Below are 16,113 nucleotides of genomic sequence, written 5' to 3'. Positions count from 1 at the left end.
CGAAGCGAAGTTCGAAACGGCGGTCTCACCTGACGAGTTCGGTCGACTCGCCCAGTTGCGTCAGCTTCCGCGGATTGCGCACCACGTAGATCGTGGTGATCCGGCCGTCCTCCACCACGAGGCTGATCGCGGACGGCTCGCCGTCGGTCTCCATCAGACCCGCCGGCTCACCGTTGAGCCACACGGGAACGGTGTCGAACGCGGCTACCGACCGGTGCGCGCGGGCAAGGATCGGCGCCACCAGTTCGGCCCCGTGGACCGGGGCGAGCGCGGCGGCGACCACTCCGCCACCGTCGGTCACCAGCACCACGTCCGGCGCCATCACCGCCAGCAGTTCCTGCAACTGCCCGGTCCGCAGCGCCCGCAGGAACCGCTCCACCACTGCCTGCTGCTCCGCCCGGCTCACCCGCACCCGTGGCCGCCGCGCCGCCACATGCTCCCGGGCCCGCCGCGCGACCTGCCGCACCGCTGCCGCGGACTTCCCGACGACCTCGGCGATCTCGTCGTACGGCAGCTCGAAGACCTCGCGCAGCACGAACACCGCCCGCTCGGTGGGCCCGAGCGTCTCCAGCACGGTCAGCATCGCGATCGAGACGTTCTCCGCGAGTTCGACGTCCTCGGCCACATCGGGACCGGTCAGCAACGGTTCCGGCAGCCACTCGCCCACATAGTCCTCGCGGCGGCGCGACACCGTGCGCAGCCGGTTGAGCGCCTGCCGGGTGACGAGCCGGACGAGGTACGAGCGCGGGTCCCGCACCTGGGACCGGTCGACGTCGGCCCACCGCAGCCAGGACTCCTGGAGCACGTCCTCCGCGTCGGCCGCCGACCCGAGCATCTCGTAGGCGACGGTGAACAGCAGGCCGCGGTGGGTGACGAACGGGTCCTGGGTCATGCCGTCGACGCTACGTCGGCTCCGGCGGGCCCTGTCCGGAGCGCCGGTGGAATCTCGCACGAGTCCGCGTAGCCCTGGGAGGTGATCCCGTGCGCGGTGTTGCACCTGGCCGCCATGTTGGCGAAGCCGATGAACACGGTGAGTTCGACCAGCGCCGCCGGGCCGAGCCGGTCGAGCAGGCTCTTGGACAGGTCGTCGGTGACGGTCGGCGGTGTGTTCGTCATGGCCTCCGCGTACGCGAGCACGTCCCGCTCCAGCGGTGTGAACACCTCCGACTGCCGCCAGCGCGGCACCTGGCTCGCCTTGGTCAGGTCCAGGCTCTGGTTCAGCGCCTGGAAGTAGGTGATGTCGAGACACCAACTGCAGCCGATCTGTGCGGCGACGGCCATGTGCGCGAAGGTCTTGAGACTCGCGTCGGCCGCGTTCCACGTGCCCACCTGGGCCGAGAACTCCTGGTTGGCCGCGGCGAGTTCGGGGTTGTTCCACAGCACTTCGACGGGCTCGGGAACGGCCCCGAGCTGCTTGATCATGGTCTCCCGCAGTTCGGCGGGAAGCTCGGCCTTCGGAACGCGGAGTGTCACGGTGTTCTCCTTGTCGGTGCGCCGGATCGGCGGTTCGGACATGAAGACACCGGCGGGCTCGCGGATGTGACACGGGGACGAAGATCGGTAGAGGCCCGGCAGGACGACTGACGACCCCGGCTCGGGGTACTCACCGCTCCATGCGGATGAGCGTGGTGGACGTGGGCTCGAACACGGTTCGGCTCGTGGTGGCGGACCTGGTGGACGGCGTACCCCTGCCGGTGCACACGGCCAAGTGGAAGCTGCGGCTCTCCGAGCGCGTCGGGCAGCCGTACGGGGAGCTCCCCGAGGACTCCGTACGCCATCTCGTGAAGGCGGTGTCGGCCGCCGCGGAGACCGCCCGGCGATGGGGCGCCGCAGGGCCACTCGCCTTTGCCACAGCGGTGGTTCGCGGCGCGCCGAACCGGCCCGACGTGCTGCACGCGGTGCGCGCCGAGACCGGCGTACGACTGTGCACGCTGCCCGGAGAGGTGGAGGGCGAGCTGACGTTCCTCGGCGCGCGGCGCTGGATGGGCTGGCGCGCGGGACCGCTGGCCCTGTTCGACATCGGCGGCGGATCCTTCGAGGTCGCCTTCGGACGTGGCCGGTTGCCCGACTTCGTCGCATCCCTGCCGCTCGGCGCGGGCCGGCTCACCCGGGACTTCCTCGACGGCCAGGACCCGCCGCCCGAGCGCGCGGTCAAGGCGCTGCGGCGCGAGGTTCGGCACCAGCTGCGGGACGTGGCCGCACGGATCCGCTGGGAAGGGCCCCGGACCACGGTCGTGACCTCCCGTACCTTTCAGCAGTTGGCCCGGCTCTGCGGTGCCGCTCCCGGACGCCAAGGTCCCTTTGTGGAAAGGCGGTTGGCGCGGTCGGAACTGCGCGTGGGCCTCGACCGGCTGGCCGCCCTCGCGGCCTCCGAGCGTGCCCTGCTCCCCGGTGTCTCGGCACCACGGGCCGCGCAGAGCCTCGCCGGAGCCGTGGTCGGGCACACGGCCATGAAGCTCACGGGCATCAAGAACGTCACCGTCTGTCCCTGGGGCATCCGTGAAGGAGTCATGTTGCGGTACATCGAGGACGGCGGCTCGTGGTGGGCGGAGATGGCACGGCGCAGCGACGACACCGAAGCCGCGGGGGCGGTCGCCCTGCGCATCGCGCCGATGCCGGGGCCGACACCCGTCGGGGGGTAGGGGACGCCCGCGTCGCACCGATCTCCCGCTGACCGTCGTACCCTCAACGACGCGGAACGCAGGGCCTGTTGAGCGGTTCCGCTTACGGTCAGGGCGAGTGCGTACGGGACGTCCCGGCGTACCGGTATGCTCTCGACTGTTGTCTGACGGCAACTATGTCGACAGGGGTCGTGGGAGACCGATCGGTGGGGAGGGCAGGGCCATGGTGGTGCCACAGCCGCGGGCCGACGACCTGCTGTCGGTGGGTGGCGTAGGAGCCGGCCCGGAGACCTGGGCGGTCTGGGAGCCCACTGTTCTGCTGGTCGAGGACGACGCCGGTGACGCGCTGCTGGTGGAGGAACTGGTCGCCGACAGCGCGCTGAAGATACGTCTGCAATGGGTGCGGTCGATGGCCGAGGCAGCCGAGGTGCTCGCCGCCGACGTGCCGGACTGCGTCCTGCTCGACCTGCATCTGCCGGACGCGCAAGGGCTCGAGGCGCTGTCCCGGGTACGCGCGAGCGCCGAGCGCGCGGCCGTCGTGGTCCTCACCGGCCTCGCCGAGGAGGAGACCGGACTGGCCGCCGTCGCCGCCGGCGCGCAGGACTACCTGATCAAGGGCCGGGTCGAGCCGGGACTGTTCGGACGGGCGGTGCGCTACGCGATCCAGCGCAAGCAGGCCGAGCGGGCGGCCGTCGCGCTCCAGGCCAGTCGTATGCAGGCGCAGGAGAACGCCCGCCTGGAACGGGGCCTGCTGCCCAGACCCCTGTTGCGCGGCGAGGGCGTGGAGGCGGTGGCCCGCTACCGCCCCGGGCGCGCGCAGGCGCTGCTGGGCGGCGACTTCTACGACATCGTGCAGAGCGTCGACGGCACCGTCCACGCGGTGGTCGGCGATGTCTCCGGGCACGGTCCCGACGAGGCCGCCCTCGGTGTGGCCCTGCGGATCGCCTGGCGCACGCTGGTGCTCAGCGGTGTCACGGGCGCCGAACAGGTGGCCCGGCTGGAGGAACTCCTCGTCGCCGAGCGCGCCCGGAGCGAGGTCTTCGCGACCCTCGTCAGCCTCTCCGCCGCACCCGGCGAGCGCACGGCCCGGGTGGTGCGCGCCGGGCACCACGGACTGCTGATGCGCGACGGCGGCCGTGTGGAGTGGGTCGAGGTGTCCGGCGGTCCGGCCCTGGGCGTGGTGCCCGGCCTCGCGGACTGGCCGGTCGAGGACCTCGCCGTACCGGCGGACGCCGCCGTGGTGCTGTTCACCGACGGCCTGTTCGAGGGGCATGTCGGGCGGGGTTCGGAGCGGCTCGGGGAGGACGGGCTGCTGCGGCTCGCGCGGGAGCGGGCCGCACTGGCCCCGGAGCCGTTCGTCGACGAACTGATCGCCTGCGCCGAGAGCCTCGCCGAGGCACAGGGCGGCCTGGCCGACGACGTGGCCGTGATGCATCTGCACTGGACATGAAGGTGACGCACCCGCGCGGGACAGGAAGCGGCAGCTGCCCCGGACGTGATTCACCGCGTCGGAAAAGAGCAGGTGGGACGAGAGGATGTCGAGACGGGACGAACGGTGACGGGACGAACGATGAGGGACATGACGGGCGGAACGGGGATCGGGCGCCGGCTGACGGTGCAGAGATGGTTCTTCCTGGCGCTGTCGCTCATGGTGCTGCTGGTGGTGATCGGCACCGCGATCGGCGCCAACCTGCTGAGCCGGACGGCCGCCGTCACCGACGATCTGCTCCGGCGCGTCCAGCCGGCCCAGACCGAGGTGTACCGACTGCAGGCCGCCCTGGTCAACCAGGAGACCGGCGTCCGCGGCTACGCGATCGCCGCCGACCGGCAGTTCCTCACCCCGTACACCAGCGGCAAACAGGACGAGGCCCGCTCGGCGGCACGGCTGCGCGCACAGCTCCAGGACCGGCCCGAACTCCTCGCCGATCTGCTGGCGGTGGAGCACGGCGCGGCCGCCTGGCGACAGGACTACGCCGAGCCCCTCGCCGCCGCCGTCACCCCCGGCCGGCCGGGGGCCGTCGACCAGGCCACCGTGGACAGCGGCAAGCACGAGTTCGACCACCTGCGCGGTCTCTGGGCGAAGCAGAACGTCGACCTCGCGAAGGCCGTGAAGGAGGGCCGGGCCCACCTCGCCCACCAGCGGACGGTACGCAACGTCGTCCTGAGCGCGATGGTCGCCGCCTTCCTGCTCACCGGTGTCGCCCTCGCCGTACTCGTACGCCTCCTGGTGACCCGTCCCCTGGAGGCGCTGACCAAGGCGTCGGAACAGGTCGCGGCCGGCGACTTCGCGCACCACATCCACGGGGACGGCCCGGCCGACCTCATCGCGGTGGCCGGAGCCGTCGAGGGCATGCGCAGACGGATCGTGGCCGAACTCGACGTCTCCCGCGACAAGGAGGAGGCACTGAGCCGGCAGGCCGACGAGCTGGACGCCCAGGCCGTGGAACTGCGCCGGTCCAACGCCGAGTTGGAGCAGTTCGCCTACGTCGCCTCGCACGATCTGCAGGAGCCGCTGCGCAAGGTCGCCTCGTTCTGCCAGCTCCTGGAGAAACGCTACGGCGACAAGCTGGACGACCGCGGTCTGCAGTACATCGACTTCGCCGTGGACGGCGCCAAACGCATGCAGGTCCTCATCAACGACCTGCTCACCTTCTCCCGCGTCGGGCGCCTCGACGACACCCGGGAGCGGGTCGGCCTCGGCCCGGCGCTGGACAAGGGTCTGCGGAACCTCGCGGCGGCCGTCGAGGAGTCGGACGCCCGGATCGACCGGCCCGAGACCCTGCCCGAGATCGTCGGCGACCCGACGCTGCTGACGATGCTCTGGCAGAACCTGGTGGGCAACGCCCTGAAGTTCCGGCACCCGGACCGTGCCCCGCACGTCTCCGTCACCTGCGACCCCGACCCCGAGAACCCCGGCATGTGGCGCCTGAGCGTCGGCGACAACGGCATCGGCATCCCCCCGGAGTTCGCGGACAAGGTCTTCGTCATCTTCCAGCGGCTGCACAGCCGCGACGCCTACGGCGGCACCGGCATCGGACTCGCCCTGTGCAAGAAGATCGTCGAACACCACGGCGGCCGAATCTGGCTCGACACCGAGACCGCCGAGGGCACCCGCTTCTGCTTCACGCTCCCCTACGCCGAGGAGACCGCGGAACCCACCGGAACCACAGAATCCACCGAAGCCGCCTCAGATCCTGAAGCCCCTGAAGTCACCGACGACGAGAAGGCCCTCACATGACCCTCCCTGACGCGACCCCGATCGACGTCCTCCTCGTAGAGGACGACCCGGGCGACGAACTGATGACCCGGGAAGCCTTCGAGGACAACAAGATCGGCAACACCCTCCACGTCGTCCGGGACGGCGAGGAGGCCCTCGACTTCCTCTACAAGCGCGGCGAGCACACCGACGCCCCGCAGCCGGACCTCATCCTCCTCGACCTCAACCTGCCCAAGTACGACGGCCGTCAGGTCCTGGAGAAGATCAAGTCCGACCCCGAGCTGGCGCACATCCCGGTGGTCGTCCTGACCACCTCGTCGGCCGAGGAGGACATTCTGCGCAGCTACAAACTGCACGCCAACGCGTATGTCACCAAGCCGGTCGACCTCGACCAGTTCATCGCCGCGGTCCGGCAGATCGACGACTTCTTCGTGCAGGTCGTCCGGCTGCCCCACCGCTTCGGCTGAGGCGCCGCGGGGTTTCGCGGGAGGTGACGCATCGGGTTGCCGCTCCAGCGGATCCCGGCCGCTTGGGCGCGGGAATCTCGGGTAGGCCAACCCCATGAGCGGCGAATCACCACACTGCCGACTTCCTTGAGGTGTCGAACTCGTGGCAGCGCCCGGGGAGGCGGACCGGAAACCGGCGCAGGCGGAGGGCGCGGACGCCGTCGCGGGCGGGATCGCCGATGCCGTGGACGGCCTGGCCGACCTGTGGACCACGGCGGCGACCGAGGCGTCCGTACGACTCTCCCCGCATCAACTGCGCGCCCTGCACGCCCTGGAGACCACACCGGGCGCGAATCTGACCATGCTGGCGGAGCGCCTGGAGGCCGGGCTGCCGACGGTGAGCAGACTGTGCGACCGCCTGGAGGCGGCCGGGCTGCTGCTCAGGGAGGCCGCGGCGCACAACCGCAGGGAGATCCAACTGCGGCTCACCGCGCACGGCCGGGACGTCCTCGCCGAAGTGGCCGAGCTCAGGTCCCGGGCGCTGACCGAGATCGTACGCGGGATGGAACCGGACGACCGTGCGGCCCTGGAGCGCGGCCTGCGGGCGTTCGTCGAGGCGCAGCGGCGGCGGCCGTCCGCAGAGGGCGGATGATCACGGGGTCGTGGGGGCGCGCCCGTTCCAGTCCAGGCAGACCACGGCGGCATCCGCGGCCAGGTCCGTGCTGCCGAAGTGCTCGGCCAGCCGCGCCACCACCGAGCGCGCGACCTCCTGCGGAGTCTGGGCCGGCGCCGTGTCGAGAGCCCGGCGCAGCGCCTCCTCGCCGAACGCGGCGCCCTCCGGCGAGCGGGCCCCGTGGACGCCGGTGCTCACGGCCACGAGCCGGTCACCGGGTCGTACGCTGAAGATCTGCTCCTCGTACGCGGTCTCCTCGAACATGCCGAGCGGGAGCTGTGCCTCAAGCTCGATGTGCTTCACCGTGTCGCCGCGCCGGCGGTAGAGCCGGGGCGAGCCCGCGTCGACGGCCTGGACCGTGCCCGTCGCGAGGTCGAAGCGGAGCAGCAGGGTCGAGGCGTACACCTTGCCGCCGAACTGGGCGTAGACGGCCTGGTCGGCCAGGCGGGCCTGGTCCGCGAGGCCGAGGCCGGCCCGGCGGGCGTTGCGCAGGGCGCCCACCGTGACGCTGGTGAGCAGCGAGGCGTCGATGCCCCGGCCCATGCCGTCGGTCACCGTCACGGTCAGCCGGCCGCCGTCGGTGCTCCAGTCGAAGTTGTCGCCGCCGACGGTGTACGCGGGCTCCAGATGGGCGCCGATCACGAACTCCGGGCGTTCGCAGCCGCGCCCCGGCAGGAGCTGCCACTGCATCTCGGCGGCGAGCGTGAGACGCCGGGTACGGCGGGCCAGGAGGTAGAGGTCGGTGTCGCGTTCCGCCGTGCCGATCTCGTGGCCCAGCGCGGTGGCGAACTCGGCGAGCCCGCGCACCCCGGCCGCGTCGGCGCCGGCGGCGGGCAGCCGGACGGAGAGGACACCGAGCCGGTCGCCGCGCACGGTCACCGGGACGTGCACGGTGGCCGTCCCGTCCGCCGACGGTTCGACGACGGGCGTCTGCATGGTGAACGCCCGTCCCGACGGGCCGTCGTAGGCGGAGACGGTCTCACCGGTGCCCGGCAGCGGGGCGACCGGACGCAGCACGCGCAGGCCGTAGTCGGCGAGGAGGAGGGTGACCTCCCGGGCTCCGGCGCGGTCACCGAGCAGGCGGCGGGCCGCCTCCACGAGAGCGTTGGGCGGGGCCGAGCGCAACTCGCTCTCCACGGAGGGGAGCGGCTCAGAGGTGCTCACGGCGTTCACCCTTCCGGCTCAGTGTCTTCACACTAGCGTCACGCCGCTGGTCGCGGGGTACGACGCCGCACACCTCACCGCCCCCGCCAGTCCAGGCACACCACCAAGGCGTCGTCGTCCGGGGTCGGCGTGCCGCGATGGCCGGTCAGCTCGCGCAGCACCGCTCGCGGCACCTCGGCGGCGGGCAGCAGTCGCGTGTGCTGGATCGCCCGCGCCAGGGCCGCGTCGCCGTAGGCCTCGCCCTTGGGGGAGGCGACGGCGTACACCCCGTCGCTGACGAACAGCAGCCGGTCCCCGGGCGCGATCAGGAAGTCCTGCTCGACGTAGTCGGTCTCCTCGAACATGCCCAGCGGCAACTGCGCCTCGAACGCGATCCGTTCCACCACCCCGTCCCGCAGCCGCAGCGTCTGCGGCGATCCGGCGTCCACCACCCGCGCCCGCCCGGTGGTGAGGTCGAAGTCGAACATCAACACGGACATATGGCTACGGCCCCGGTAGTGCGCGTACACGGCCTGGTCCGCGAGGGCCGCCTGGTCGCCGAGCGGGATGCCCGCCCGGCGTGCGTTGCGCAGGGCGTTGACCACGAGGTTCGTCAGGAGCGAGGCCTCTATGCCCTCGCCCATGCCGTTCGAGACGTAGAGCGTGAGGTGGTCGGCCGTGGCGGACCAGTCGAAGTTGTCGCCGTGGATCGCGTACGCGGGCTCCAACTGCGCGCCCAGGTCGAACTCGGAGCGCGAGCACGAGCGGCCGGGCAGCAACTGCCACTGCATCTCCGCCGCGAGCGTCAGCCGGTCCTTGCGCCGGGCCCGCAGATAGAGGTCGGTGTCGCGCTCGGCGACCAGCACTTCGTGTCCCAACACCTCGGCCAGCTCGGTCAGTTCGGGCAGACAGTCACGTGCGTGCTCGCCGCCGGGCAGCGTCACCGAGAGCACGCCGAGACGGTCCCCGCGCACGCTGATCGGAAGGTGCACCCGCACGCTTCCGTCGCCGAAGTTCCCTTCCACGAACGGCTCTTGGGCTCCGAAGGCGCGGCCCGCCGGGGTGTTGTGCACGGAGACCGCCGGCAGGGTGTGCGGCAGGTCGGTCACGGGCTGCAGCACGGTCAGGCCGTAGTCGGCCACGAGCAGGTCCACGGAGTCCGCCGCGTACCGCAGGCCCAGCTCCCGGCCGACGACGTCGGGCAGTTCGTGGGGAGCCGCTGTGCGCAGCGCCCGCTCGACAGCCATGAATCTGTTCACGATCGTAGGTATGCCAATCTCTCGCCCGGGGCACGCGTCGCCCGCCCTGCGGTGGGCCGTACGGCCCCGTCGTCGCGTGTGGTCTCGTCCATCGGTGTCGGTCGCGGGTGCCTAGTAGGCTGGGGCCCGTCCCTGTGCCTGCGAGAGTGTGACCGTGACGTCCTTCCACCCCCGCCCCGAACCCGCCGAGGTAGCGCGCGTCACCTCGACGGCCGCGGAACTACTGGAAGTGCTGTGGGGGCGCGCCTCGACGGCGCCCGCGTCCGCCTCGCAGCTGCGGGTCCTGTTCATCCTGGAACACCACGAGGGCATCAACCTGCGCACCCTCGCCGACCACCTCGCCTCGACACCGCCGTCGACCAGCCGACTGTGCGACCGTCTGCAGGCCGCCGGGTTCGTCGACCGCGAGGTGAGTCCCACGGACCGGCGCGAGGTGCGCCTGTACCTCAGCAACCTGGGGCGGGCCTTCCTGTCGGACCTGCGGGCCCGGCGCGAGGAGGCGCTCGGTGCGGTGCTTGCGCAGATGCCGGCCGCCGGGCGCAACGCGCTGCTGACCGGTCTTGAGGCGTTCTGCGCGGTGGCGTCGGCGCAGATACACGACCACGACGAGTCCTCGGGCAGCCGTACCGCCTGACCGGTCCGTCCGGCAGCCGACCGCTCGGCGGCCGCCCGTTGTTCGTGGCCGGCGCACGGAGTGGCCCCCGCCGACCGGGACATCCCAGATCCTTCCCCCTGCTGCGACGACACCCGCTACTTTCTTGCCTCATGGCCATAGTTGTCAAACGGCAAGTTTCGCGGGTGCCGGTGCCGACGTGTGGTCGAGCGGGGGAAGTTCGGTGCAGGTTGCGGGCCGGTCAGCCGAGTCCGGCGCCCTTTGTCGCCGCCTCGGACTCGGAGTGCGCGTCACCGGTGGCGAGCGTGCCGCCCGAGCTCTCAAGATGCGCCCGCACGAACCACTGGAACTGCTCCAGGTCGCGCAGTTGCCCGATCAGCAGGTCCTCGGTGGCGGGGTCGATCGCGCCCGCCTCCTTGATCCCGGCGCGGAGGTCCTCGACCAACCCCGTGTAGACGAGGTCGAGCGCGCCGAGGTGCGCGATGGCGTCGGCCCGGCCGATCGAGTAGTCGTCCCAGGTCCGCTCGGTCACCAGCGTCCCCGGTGTGCCCGGCGCGATCCCGCCGAGCGCGGCGATGCGCTCGGCCACGTCGTCGGCCATCTCCCGTACCCGGTCGACCTGCGGGTCGATCATCTCGTGCACGGCGATGAAGTGCGGCCCGACGACGTTCCAGTGCACGTGCTTCAACGTCAGGTGGAGATCGTTCAGCGAGTGGAGCCGCAGTCGCAGCACACCGATCAGCCGGCCCGCGGCCTCGCGCTCGATGCCGGGAACGGTGTACTTCGGGGTCAGGTCCTTGATCTCCTCGGTCATGGTTCACCTCAGGCAATTCGGTAGGGCGTGCGGTTCCTTACCTGCACTCGGGTGCCCGGGTCCGACGCGGTCAGACATGCCGTCGCTGCGTGATACGTCACGTGCGGGCCGCCCGACATGGCGACGGGCCGCAAGCCCTCGGCCTCCGGCCCGTCGTCCGGCCCCTGTCTCCGCGAATCAACTCCGGGCGAATTCCAGCAGATCCGCGTTGAACCGCTCGGCGAACCTGGGCACCATCGCCAGGCCGTGCGGAGCGCCCGGATAGACCTTGTAGATCGCGTCCTTGACGAGCTTGGACGATTTGTCGCCGGAGGCCACGATGGGAACGATCTGGTCGTCGTCGCCGTGCACGATCAAAGTGGGGACGTCGATCTTCTTCAGGTCCTCGGTGAGATCGGTCTCGGAGAATGCCTTGACGCAGTCATAAGCGCCCTTGATTCCCACGGTCATGCTCCAGAGCCAGAACTCGTCACGGGTTCCCTGGGTGACGGTCGAGTCGTCCCGGTTGGCGCCGTAGAACGTGGCACTGAGATCTTTGTAGAACTGCGAACGGTCCGTCTCCACACCGTCGCGGATCCCGTCGAAGACCTCGATCGGCAGCCCCTCCGGATTGGCGTCCGTCTTGAGCATGAGCGGCGGGATCGCCCCGACCAGCACGGCCTTGGCGACCCGGCCGGAACCGTGCCGGCCGAGGTAGCGGGTGACCTCACCGCCACCGGTCGAGTGCCCGACCAGGATCACGTCGTGGAGGTCCAGGGCCTCGATGACCGAGGCCAGGTCGTCGGCGTACGTGTCGAGGTTGTTGCCGTCCCAGGGCTGGCCGGAACGGCCGCCCCCGCGCCGGTCGTGGGCCACGGCCCGGAAGCCGTTGTCGGCCATCACCTTCAGTTGGGGATCCCACGCGTCGGCGGTCAGTGGCCAGCCGTGGGAGAAGACGACGGGCTGTCCCGCTCCCCAGTCCTTGTAGAAGATCTGCGTGCCGTCCGTACTGGTGGCGAAGGGCATGGTGTTTTCCTCCCGAAATGCTCGGACTGCTTGAGTACGTCACACGGGGAACCGACGGAAAGGGGTCGGCGGCGAGAGCCGACCGGAATCAACACGTCGACCACAACACTCTAGGTGAGTCGCGGTGCTCCCGCGTGTCGAGCGAATTCCTGGGCCGCTTCCACCGTAACCCGGGGGCCAGGGAAAAACGTCGGACCGTGGATCGATCTTTCCCGCCCGTGCGATGGCTACCGTTTCGGCCATGCCAGAAATGACAGCGCGGAACGTCGGCCCGTCCGGAATCGAGATCGCCTACGAACGCTTCGGTGACCCGGAGGCCACTCCGGTCCTGCTGATCATGGGAGCGGGCGCCCAGATGATCAATTGGCCCGAGGGATTCTGCCGGGCGCTGGTCGACCGGGGCCTGCACGTGATCCGCTTCGACACCCGCGACGCCGGCCGCTCGACCCACTTCCCCGACGCACCCGTGCCGGACTTCGCGGCGGCCCTGGCCGGCGACCTCTCCTCGGCGTCCTACACGCTCTCCGACCTGGCGGCCGACACCGTCGGTCTGCTCGACGCGCTCGGCCTCACCGGCGTGCACCTCGTCGGCTCCTCGATGGGCGGCATGATCGCCCAGATGATCGCGATCGAGTACCCGGACCGGGCCCGCTCGCTCACCTCGATGATGTCCACGACCGGTGAACCCGGAGTGGGGGAGGCCGACTTCTCCGTGTTCGCCGGACTGGGAGCACCGCCGCGGGAACGGGAGGCCTTCGTCGAGTGGCAGGTGCGCGCCCTGCGGCTGGTCGCGTCCCCGGGCTTCGCTTTCGACACGGCCGCGGCGGCCGAGCGGGCCGGCCGGGTCTTCGACCGCGGATACGACCCCCTCGGCATCCAGCGCCAGGGCCTCGCCGTCGTGGCCACGGGCGACCGCACCGAACGGCTGCGGTCACTGCGGGTGCCGACACTGGTGGTGCACGGCGCGGACGACCTCGTGTGCGACGTCAGCGGAGGCCGAGCCACGGCAGCCGCCGTCCCCGGCGCCGAACTGCTGATCCTGGCCGGAATGGGCCACGGCCTTCCGCAGGAACTGTGGCCCGAACTCGCCAACCACATTGGCGAGTTCGTCCACCACGTCGAGACGGTGACCGCCTGACCGCTAAGCCCGGCCCGTGTCGCCGCGCGCCCACCGCGCGGCTCGGACCTTTCCGTCCTTGATGTCCTGCTGGGGGAGTTGAAGACCGAGCGAGACCTCCAGAGCGTGGAAGTACAGCTCGAAGTCGTCCATCAGGTAAGGGTGGTCCAGTTCGGCGCGGCGCAACGCCCGGTTGAGGAAGTCGAGTTGGCCGCCACGGTAATAGGGGGCGCGGCCCCGTTCGTACCCGAGCAACTCCGGTGTGCCCCGGCCTTCGTCGACGCGACGCCCCTCCCGCGTGTAGGTGAAGGAGTAGAGGCCCTTCGCGGACGTGGCGGTCAGCCGCACGGTCTCCGTGACGCCGAGCCGGGCGAGAGCCTCAGCGTCGGCCCGGAAACCGGGTGGTGTCTCGTGGTACATCAGGAACGCCCAACCGCCCGCGTCGCCGAAGCAGAATGTCTGCCAGGCGAGGTCCCCGTACTCGTGGCCCAACTCGTCCAGGTCATGCAGATCCAACAGGCGTGTCCTGGTGGAGATCTGCTCCGGGTCGGCCCCGTGGAGCAGGGTGATCTGTTCGGCGCTGACGTCCTCGCCGCGAAAGAAGGCCAGGGTGGTGTAGGGATTCTGGTCGCGCCACTCGCGGACGATCCAGGCGAAGCGCTCCAGGGGGTCGCGTCCGCACGGTCGCGTACGGTCCGCACCGTCCACGTTGTCCATGCCGCCGTCGCGGAATCTGCTGCCCCACGCGGGGTTGATCCGGTCCAGCAACTCGGCCTGACCGGTGACGAGATTGACGGCGGGTCCGCGGCCGGGGGAGTGGGCCACGATGTGTTCGGCGAGATCACGGACCGCTTGCTCCGCGACGAAGTACAGCACCTGGTCGTGGTCCCGGGTGGCGAAGAACTCCCAGTGCGGGCCGCGGTATCCGCGCACGGTGCCGTCCTCGTCCGGAACGAGGAAGAGGCTACCGGAGTCGCCCACGCGCTGTGTGTAGTGGTCCCCCGATGTGCCGACGGGCGGGAACATGATGTCGTCGAGCAGGTCGGAGCCCGCCGTTACGTTGTGCCAAGCGCGTCTGAGCGCGCGCTCCGTTGTCTGCATGGGCGTCAGTATGCAATGGACCGTTGGTGTGCCCGCCGACCGGCTCTCATCTCAAGTCGCGGGACTGGCAACGTAGTTGCGGACACGGACGGACGGGAAGCTCCATTCCGGCGAGCGCGCTGACAGAGAAACCCGTCGAGCGGGGCTTCGAACGCTTCACCCGGCTCGGCGACGCCCGCTCACGCGATGCCGGCGGCAGCGGCCTGGGGCACCGGAGTGAGCCACCGGAGTGAGTCACGGAGTGAGCCCGTGGCAGGGAAATTCGTTGGACAACACATCGGCGGGCGGCGAGCGTTGACCCAATGCGACAGGAGACGATCTGGAACGCCGACGTTGCCCAGCGGTACGACACCCCCGGCACCGGCATGTTCGCGCCCGGCACTCTGGAACCGACCGTGGACCGTCTCGCGCAACTCGCGGGCGACGGGGCGGCGCTCGAATTCGCCATCGGGACCGGGCGGGTGGCCGTGCCGCTCGCCGAGCTTGGAGTCCCTGTCACGGGTATCGAGTTGTCGGTGCCGATGGTGGAGCGACTGCGCACCAAGGCCGACGAGACGACGATCCCCGTGATCATCGGTGACATGGCGACCACCGTGGCGCCCGGGACGTACAGCCTGGTCTATCTCGTCTACAACACGATCTCGAACCTGCTCACCCAGGCCGAACAGGTCGAGTGCTTCCGCAACGCCGCGCGCCATCTGATGCCGGGCGGCCGGTTCGTGGTCGAGCTCTGGGTACCGGAGTTGCGCAGACTTCCGCCGGGACAGACGGCGACCGTCTGGCGGACCGACGCCGACTACATCGGCCTGGACACCTACGACGTCCTGCACCAGCGCGTCGTGTCGCACCACTTCCGGTACGACGAGACCGAGCAGGCGCATCTGGGGCGCAGCCCGCACCGCTACATCTGGCCGGCCGAACTCGACCTCATGGGCCAACTGGCCGGGTTCGAGCTGGAGAGCAGGCATGGGGACTGGTCCGGCGCGGAGTTCACCGCCGAGTCGCGTGATCACGTCTCCGTCTACCAGATCCCTGCGATGCCGTAGCCGCCTCAACTGGGCGGTGTGAGCGGGTTCTTGGCGCCGTGCGCGCCGTCCGCGCCGTCCGCGCCGTCCGCGGCATCCGTCAACGGGATGCGGGCGGTGATGCGTTTGCCGACGGGTTCGCGCCGGACCTCGAAGCCTCGTGCCACGGCCCGTACGATCTCCAGGCCGTGCTGCCCCACCCGTTGGGCATCGGCGGCACGGGCGACCGGCAGCACCGGGTCGGAGTCCCACACCTCCACCTCGACCAGGGAATCGACGATCCGTAGATCCATCAACACCGGACCGGGCGCGTACTTACGGGCGTTGGTGACCAACTCGCTCACCACCAGCTGCGTGAGATCCATGGCGCGGGCAGACACCGGCAGCCCGTACTCGGTCCGCGCCCGGGCGAGGAACAGCGCGGCCAGCCGACGGGCCTCGGCGATGCACGAGCCGTCCCCGTCCAACGCCACGGTGGACCGCAAGGCCTGGGCCTGCGGCGCTGTGTCATCGTCCTCCGATGAATCTGGTTCCATCCGGATCGTTTCACCGCCTTCCGCGTGCCCGGCGCATACCCCGTGAGGCAACGCGCACTCCGTCATTTTCTGTCGGCTCCACCGGACACAAGCATCAACCGTACGATGCGGGGCAGCACTTCGGATGAAATCCTGATCCGTATCGCTCACCGACTTGTGTATGAGGACCGATGGTGAACACCGAACAAGCGGGGCAGCCGGGGCGGTTGTCGGTCAGGACCGACATCGTCGACGGCACCTTGGTCGTGGCCGCGGCCGGAGAGATCGACCATCAGACAGGCGGCTCGCTGCGGGAGGCGCTGGACCCACCGGAGGGCGCCGCGCCTCGCGTTGTCATCGACCTGAGCGCTGTCACCTTCATGGACTCCAGCGGCATCAACATCCTCATCGCCGTGCACAGCTCGCTCGCCGAATCGGGCGGTTGGCTGCGACTGGCCGGGGCCGCCCCGTCCGTGCTGCGCATCATCCAACTCGTCGGGATCGACGGATTCATCGACTGCCACCCGACCGTCCAACAGGCCCTCGAGAACTGACCGTTGCCAC

At 70.4% G+C, this 16,113-nt stretch carries 17 protein-coding genes; 9 read left to right on the top strand and 8 right to left on the bottom strand.

All coding sequences use genetic code 11. The annotated features are described in order from the left end of the window. Positions 1-25: 25 nt before the first annotated feature. Both ACIRRY_RS28240 and ACIRRY_RS28235 read right to left on the bottom strand, forming a co-directional pair. Positions 26-892: an RNA polymerase sigma-70 factor gene (locus ACIRRY_RS28240; RefSeq protein ID WP_403977648.1), complete on the bottom strand. Its 867-nt coding sequence runs from the start codon at positions 890-892 to the stop codon at positions 26-28. Further along, positions 889-1,473 carry a carboxymuconolactone decarboxylase family protein gene (locus ACIRRY_RS28235; protein WP_403978348.1) on the bottom strand — a complete coding sequence of 195 codons (585 nt, stop codon included), beginning with the start codon at positions 1,471-1,473 and terminating at the stop codon, positions 889-891. The genes ACIRRY_RS28240 and ACIRRY_RS28235 overlap by 4 nt, the downstream gene beginning before the upstream one ends. Before the next feature lie 140 nt (positions 1,474-1,613). Between ACIRRY_RS28235 and ACIRRY_RS28230 the strand changes: the two genes are divergently transcribed. From ACIRRY_RS28230 to ACIRRY_RS28210, 5 genes are all read left to right on the top strand, one after another. Next, positions 1,614-2,642 carry a Ppx/GppA family phosphatase gene (locus ACIRRY_RS28230; protein ID WP_403977647.1) on the top strand — a complete coding sequence of 343 codons (1,029 nt, stop codon included), beginning with the start codon at positions 1,614-1,616 and terminating at the stop codon, positions 2,640-2,642. Positions 2,643-2,844: 202 nt separating this feature from the next. Beyond that, positions 2,845-4,071 carry a PP2C family protein-serine/threonine phosphatase gene (locus ACIRRY_RS28225; RefSeq protein WP_403977645.1) on the top strand — a complete coding sequence of 409 codons (1,227 nt, stop codon included), beginning with the start codon at positions 2,845-2,847 and terminating at the stop codon, positions 4,069-4,071. Positions 4,072-4,200: 129 nt separating this feature from the next. Further along, positions 4,201-5,859 (top strand): ATP-binding protein, encoded by a 1,659-nt coding sequence (locus ACIRRY_RS28220; RefSeq protein ID WP_403977643.1) that lies wholly within the window; start codon positions 4,201-4,203, stop codon positions 5,857-5,859. Beyond that, positions 5,856-6,305, top strand: coding sequence for a response regulator (locus tag ACIRRY_RS28215; protein WP_393761039.1), 450 nt, complete (start codon positions 5,856-5,858; stop codon positions 6,303-6,305). Before ACIRRY_RS28220 ends, ACIRRY_RS28215 begins: the two co-directional genes overlap by 4 nt. Positions 6,306-6,447: 142 nt before the next feature. Beyond that, the gene (locus ACIRRY_RS28210; protein WP_403977641.1) at positions 6,448-6,936 is read left to right on the top strand and encodes a MarR family winged helix-turn-helix transcriptional regulator; all 489 of its coding nucleotides are present in this window, start codon (positions 6,448-6,450) and stop codon (positions 6,934-6,936) included. Here ACIRRY_RS28210 and ACIRRY_RS28205 read toward each other — a convergent pair whose 3' ends face one another. Continuing rightward, positions 6,937-8,130, bottom strand: coding sequence for a PP2C family protein-serine/threonine phosphatase (locus ACIRRY_RS28205; protein ID WP_403977639.1), 1,194 nt, complete (start codon positions 8,128-8,130; stop codon positions 6,937-6,939). Positions 8,131-8,195: 65 nt separating this feature from the next. Continuing rightward, positions 8,196-9,347, bottom strand: coding sequence for a PP2C family protein-serine/threonine phosphatase (locus tag ACIRRY_RS28200; protein ID WP_403977637.1), 1,152 nt, complete (start codon positions 9,345-9,347; stop codon positions 8,196-8,198). A 160-nt stretch (positions 9,348-9,507) separates the two neighbouring features. Between ACIRRY_RS28200 and ACIRRY_RS28195 the strand changes: the two genes are divergently transcribed. Then, positions 9,508-9,993, top strand: coding sequence for a MarR family transcriptional regulator (locus ACIRRY_RS28195; protein ID WP_403977635.1), 486 nt, complete (start codon positions 9,508-9,510; stop codon positions 9,991-9,993). A 220-nt stretch (positions 9,994-10,213) separates the two neighbouring features. Here the strand turns inward: ACIRRY_RS28195 and ACIRRY_RS28190 are convergent, their stop codons facing one another. Then, on the bottom strand, positions 10,214-10,786 hold the full coding sequence (locus ACIRRY_RS28190) for a Dps family protein (protein ID WP_403977633.1): 573 nt from the start codon (positions 10,784-10,786) through the stop codon (positions 10,214-10,216). A gap of 177 nt (positions 10,787-10,963) precedes the next feature. Next, positions 10,964-11,791, bottom strand: a complete 828-nt coding sequence (locus tag ACIRRY_RS28185) for an alpha/beta fold hydrolase (protein ID WP_403977631.1) — start codon at positions 11,789-11,791, stop codon at positions 10,964-10,966. Positions 11,792-12,032: 241 nt separating this feature from the next. Between ACIRRY_RS28185 and ACIRRY_RS28180 the strand changes: the two genes are divergently transcribed. Then, positions 12,033-12,929, top strand: coding sequence for an alpha/beta fold hydrolase (locus ACIRRY_RS28180; protein WP_403977629.1), 897 nt, complete (start codon positions 12,033-12,035; stop codon positions 12,927-12,929). A gap of 3 nt (positions 12,930-12,932) precedes the next feature. Here ACIRRY_RS28180 and ACIRRY_RS28175 read toward each other — a convergent pair whose 3' ends face one another. After that, positions 12,933-14,009, bottom strand: coding sequence for a hypothetical protein (locus ACIRRY_RS28175; protein ID WP_403977627.1), 1,077 nt, complete (start codon positions 14,007-14,009; stop codon positions 12,933-12,935). A 302-nt stretch (positions 14,010-14,311) separates the two neighbouring features. Between ACIRRY_RS28175 and ACIRRY_RS28170 the strand changes: the two genes are divergently transcribed. Further along, positions 14,312-15,055 (top strand): class I SAM-dependent methyltransferase, encoded by a 744-nt coding sequence (locus ACIRRY_RS28170; RefSeq protein WP_403977625.1) that lies wholly within the window; start codon positions 14,312-14,314, stop codon positions 15,053-15,055. Positions 15,056-15,060: 5 nt separating this feature from the next. Here ACIRRY_RS28170 and ACIRRY_RS28165 read toward each other — a convergent pair whose 3' ends face one another. Continuing rightward, positions 15,061-15,570: an ATP-binding protein gene (locus tag ACIRRY_RS28165; RefSeq protein ID WP_403977623.1), complete on the bottom strand. Its 510-nt coding sequence runs from the start codon at positions 15,568-15,570 to the stop codon at positions 15,061-15,063. Positions 15,571-15,740: 170 nt separating this feature from the next. Here ACIRRY_RS28165 and ACIRRY_RS28160 point away from each other — a divergent pair, with 170 nt between their 5' ends. Beyond that, entirely contained in the window at positions 15,741-16,103 is a 363-nt protein-coding gene (locus ACIRRY_RS28160) for an STAS domain-containing protein (protein ID WP_403977621.1), read from the top strand. Positions 16,104-16,113 lie beyond the last annotated feature (10 nt).

It is taken from the genome of Streptomyces sp. NPDC101776, assembly GCF_044766845.1.
In the GTDB taxonomy this organism is placed as follows: Bacteria; Actinomycetota; Actinomycetes; order Streptomycetales; family Streptomycetaceae; genus Streptomyces.
This window is presented reverse-complemented; position numbering and strand designations above follow the sequence as displayed.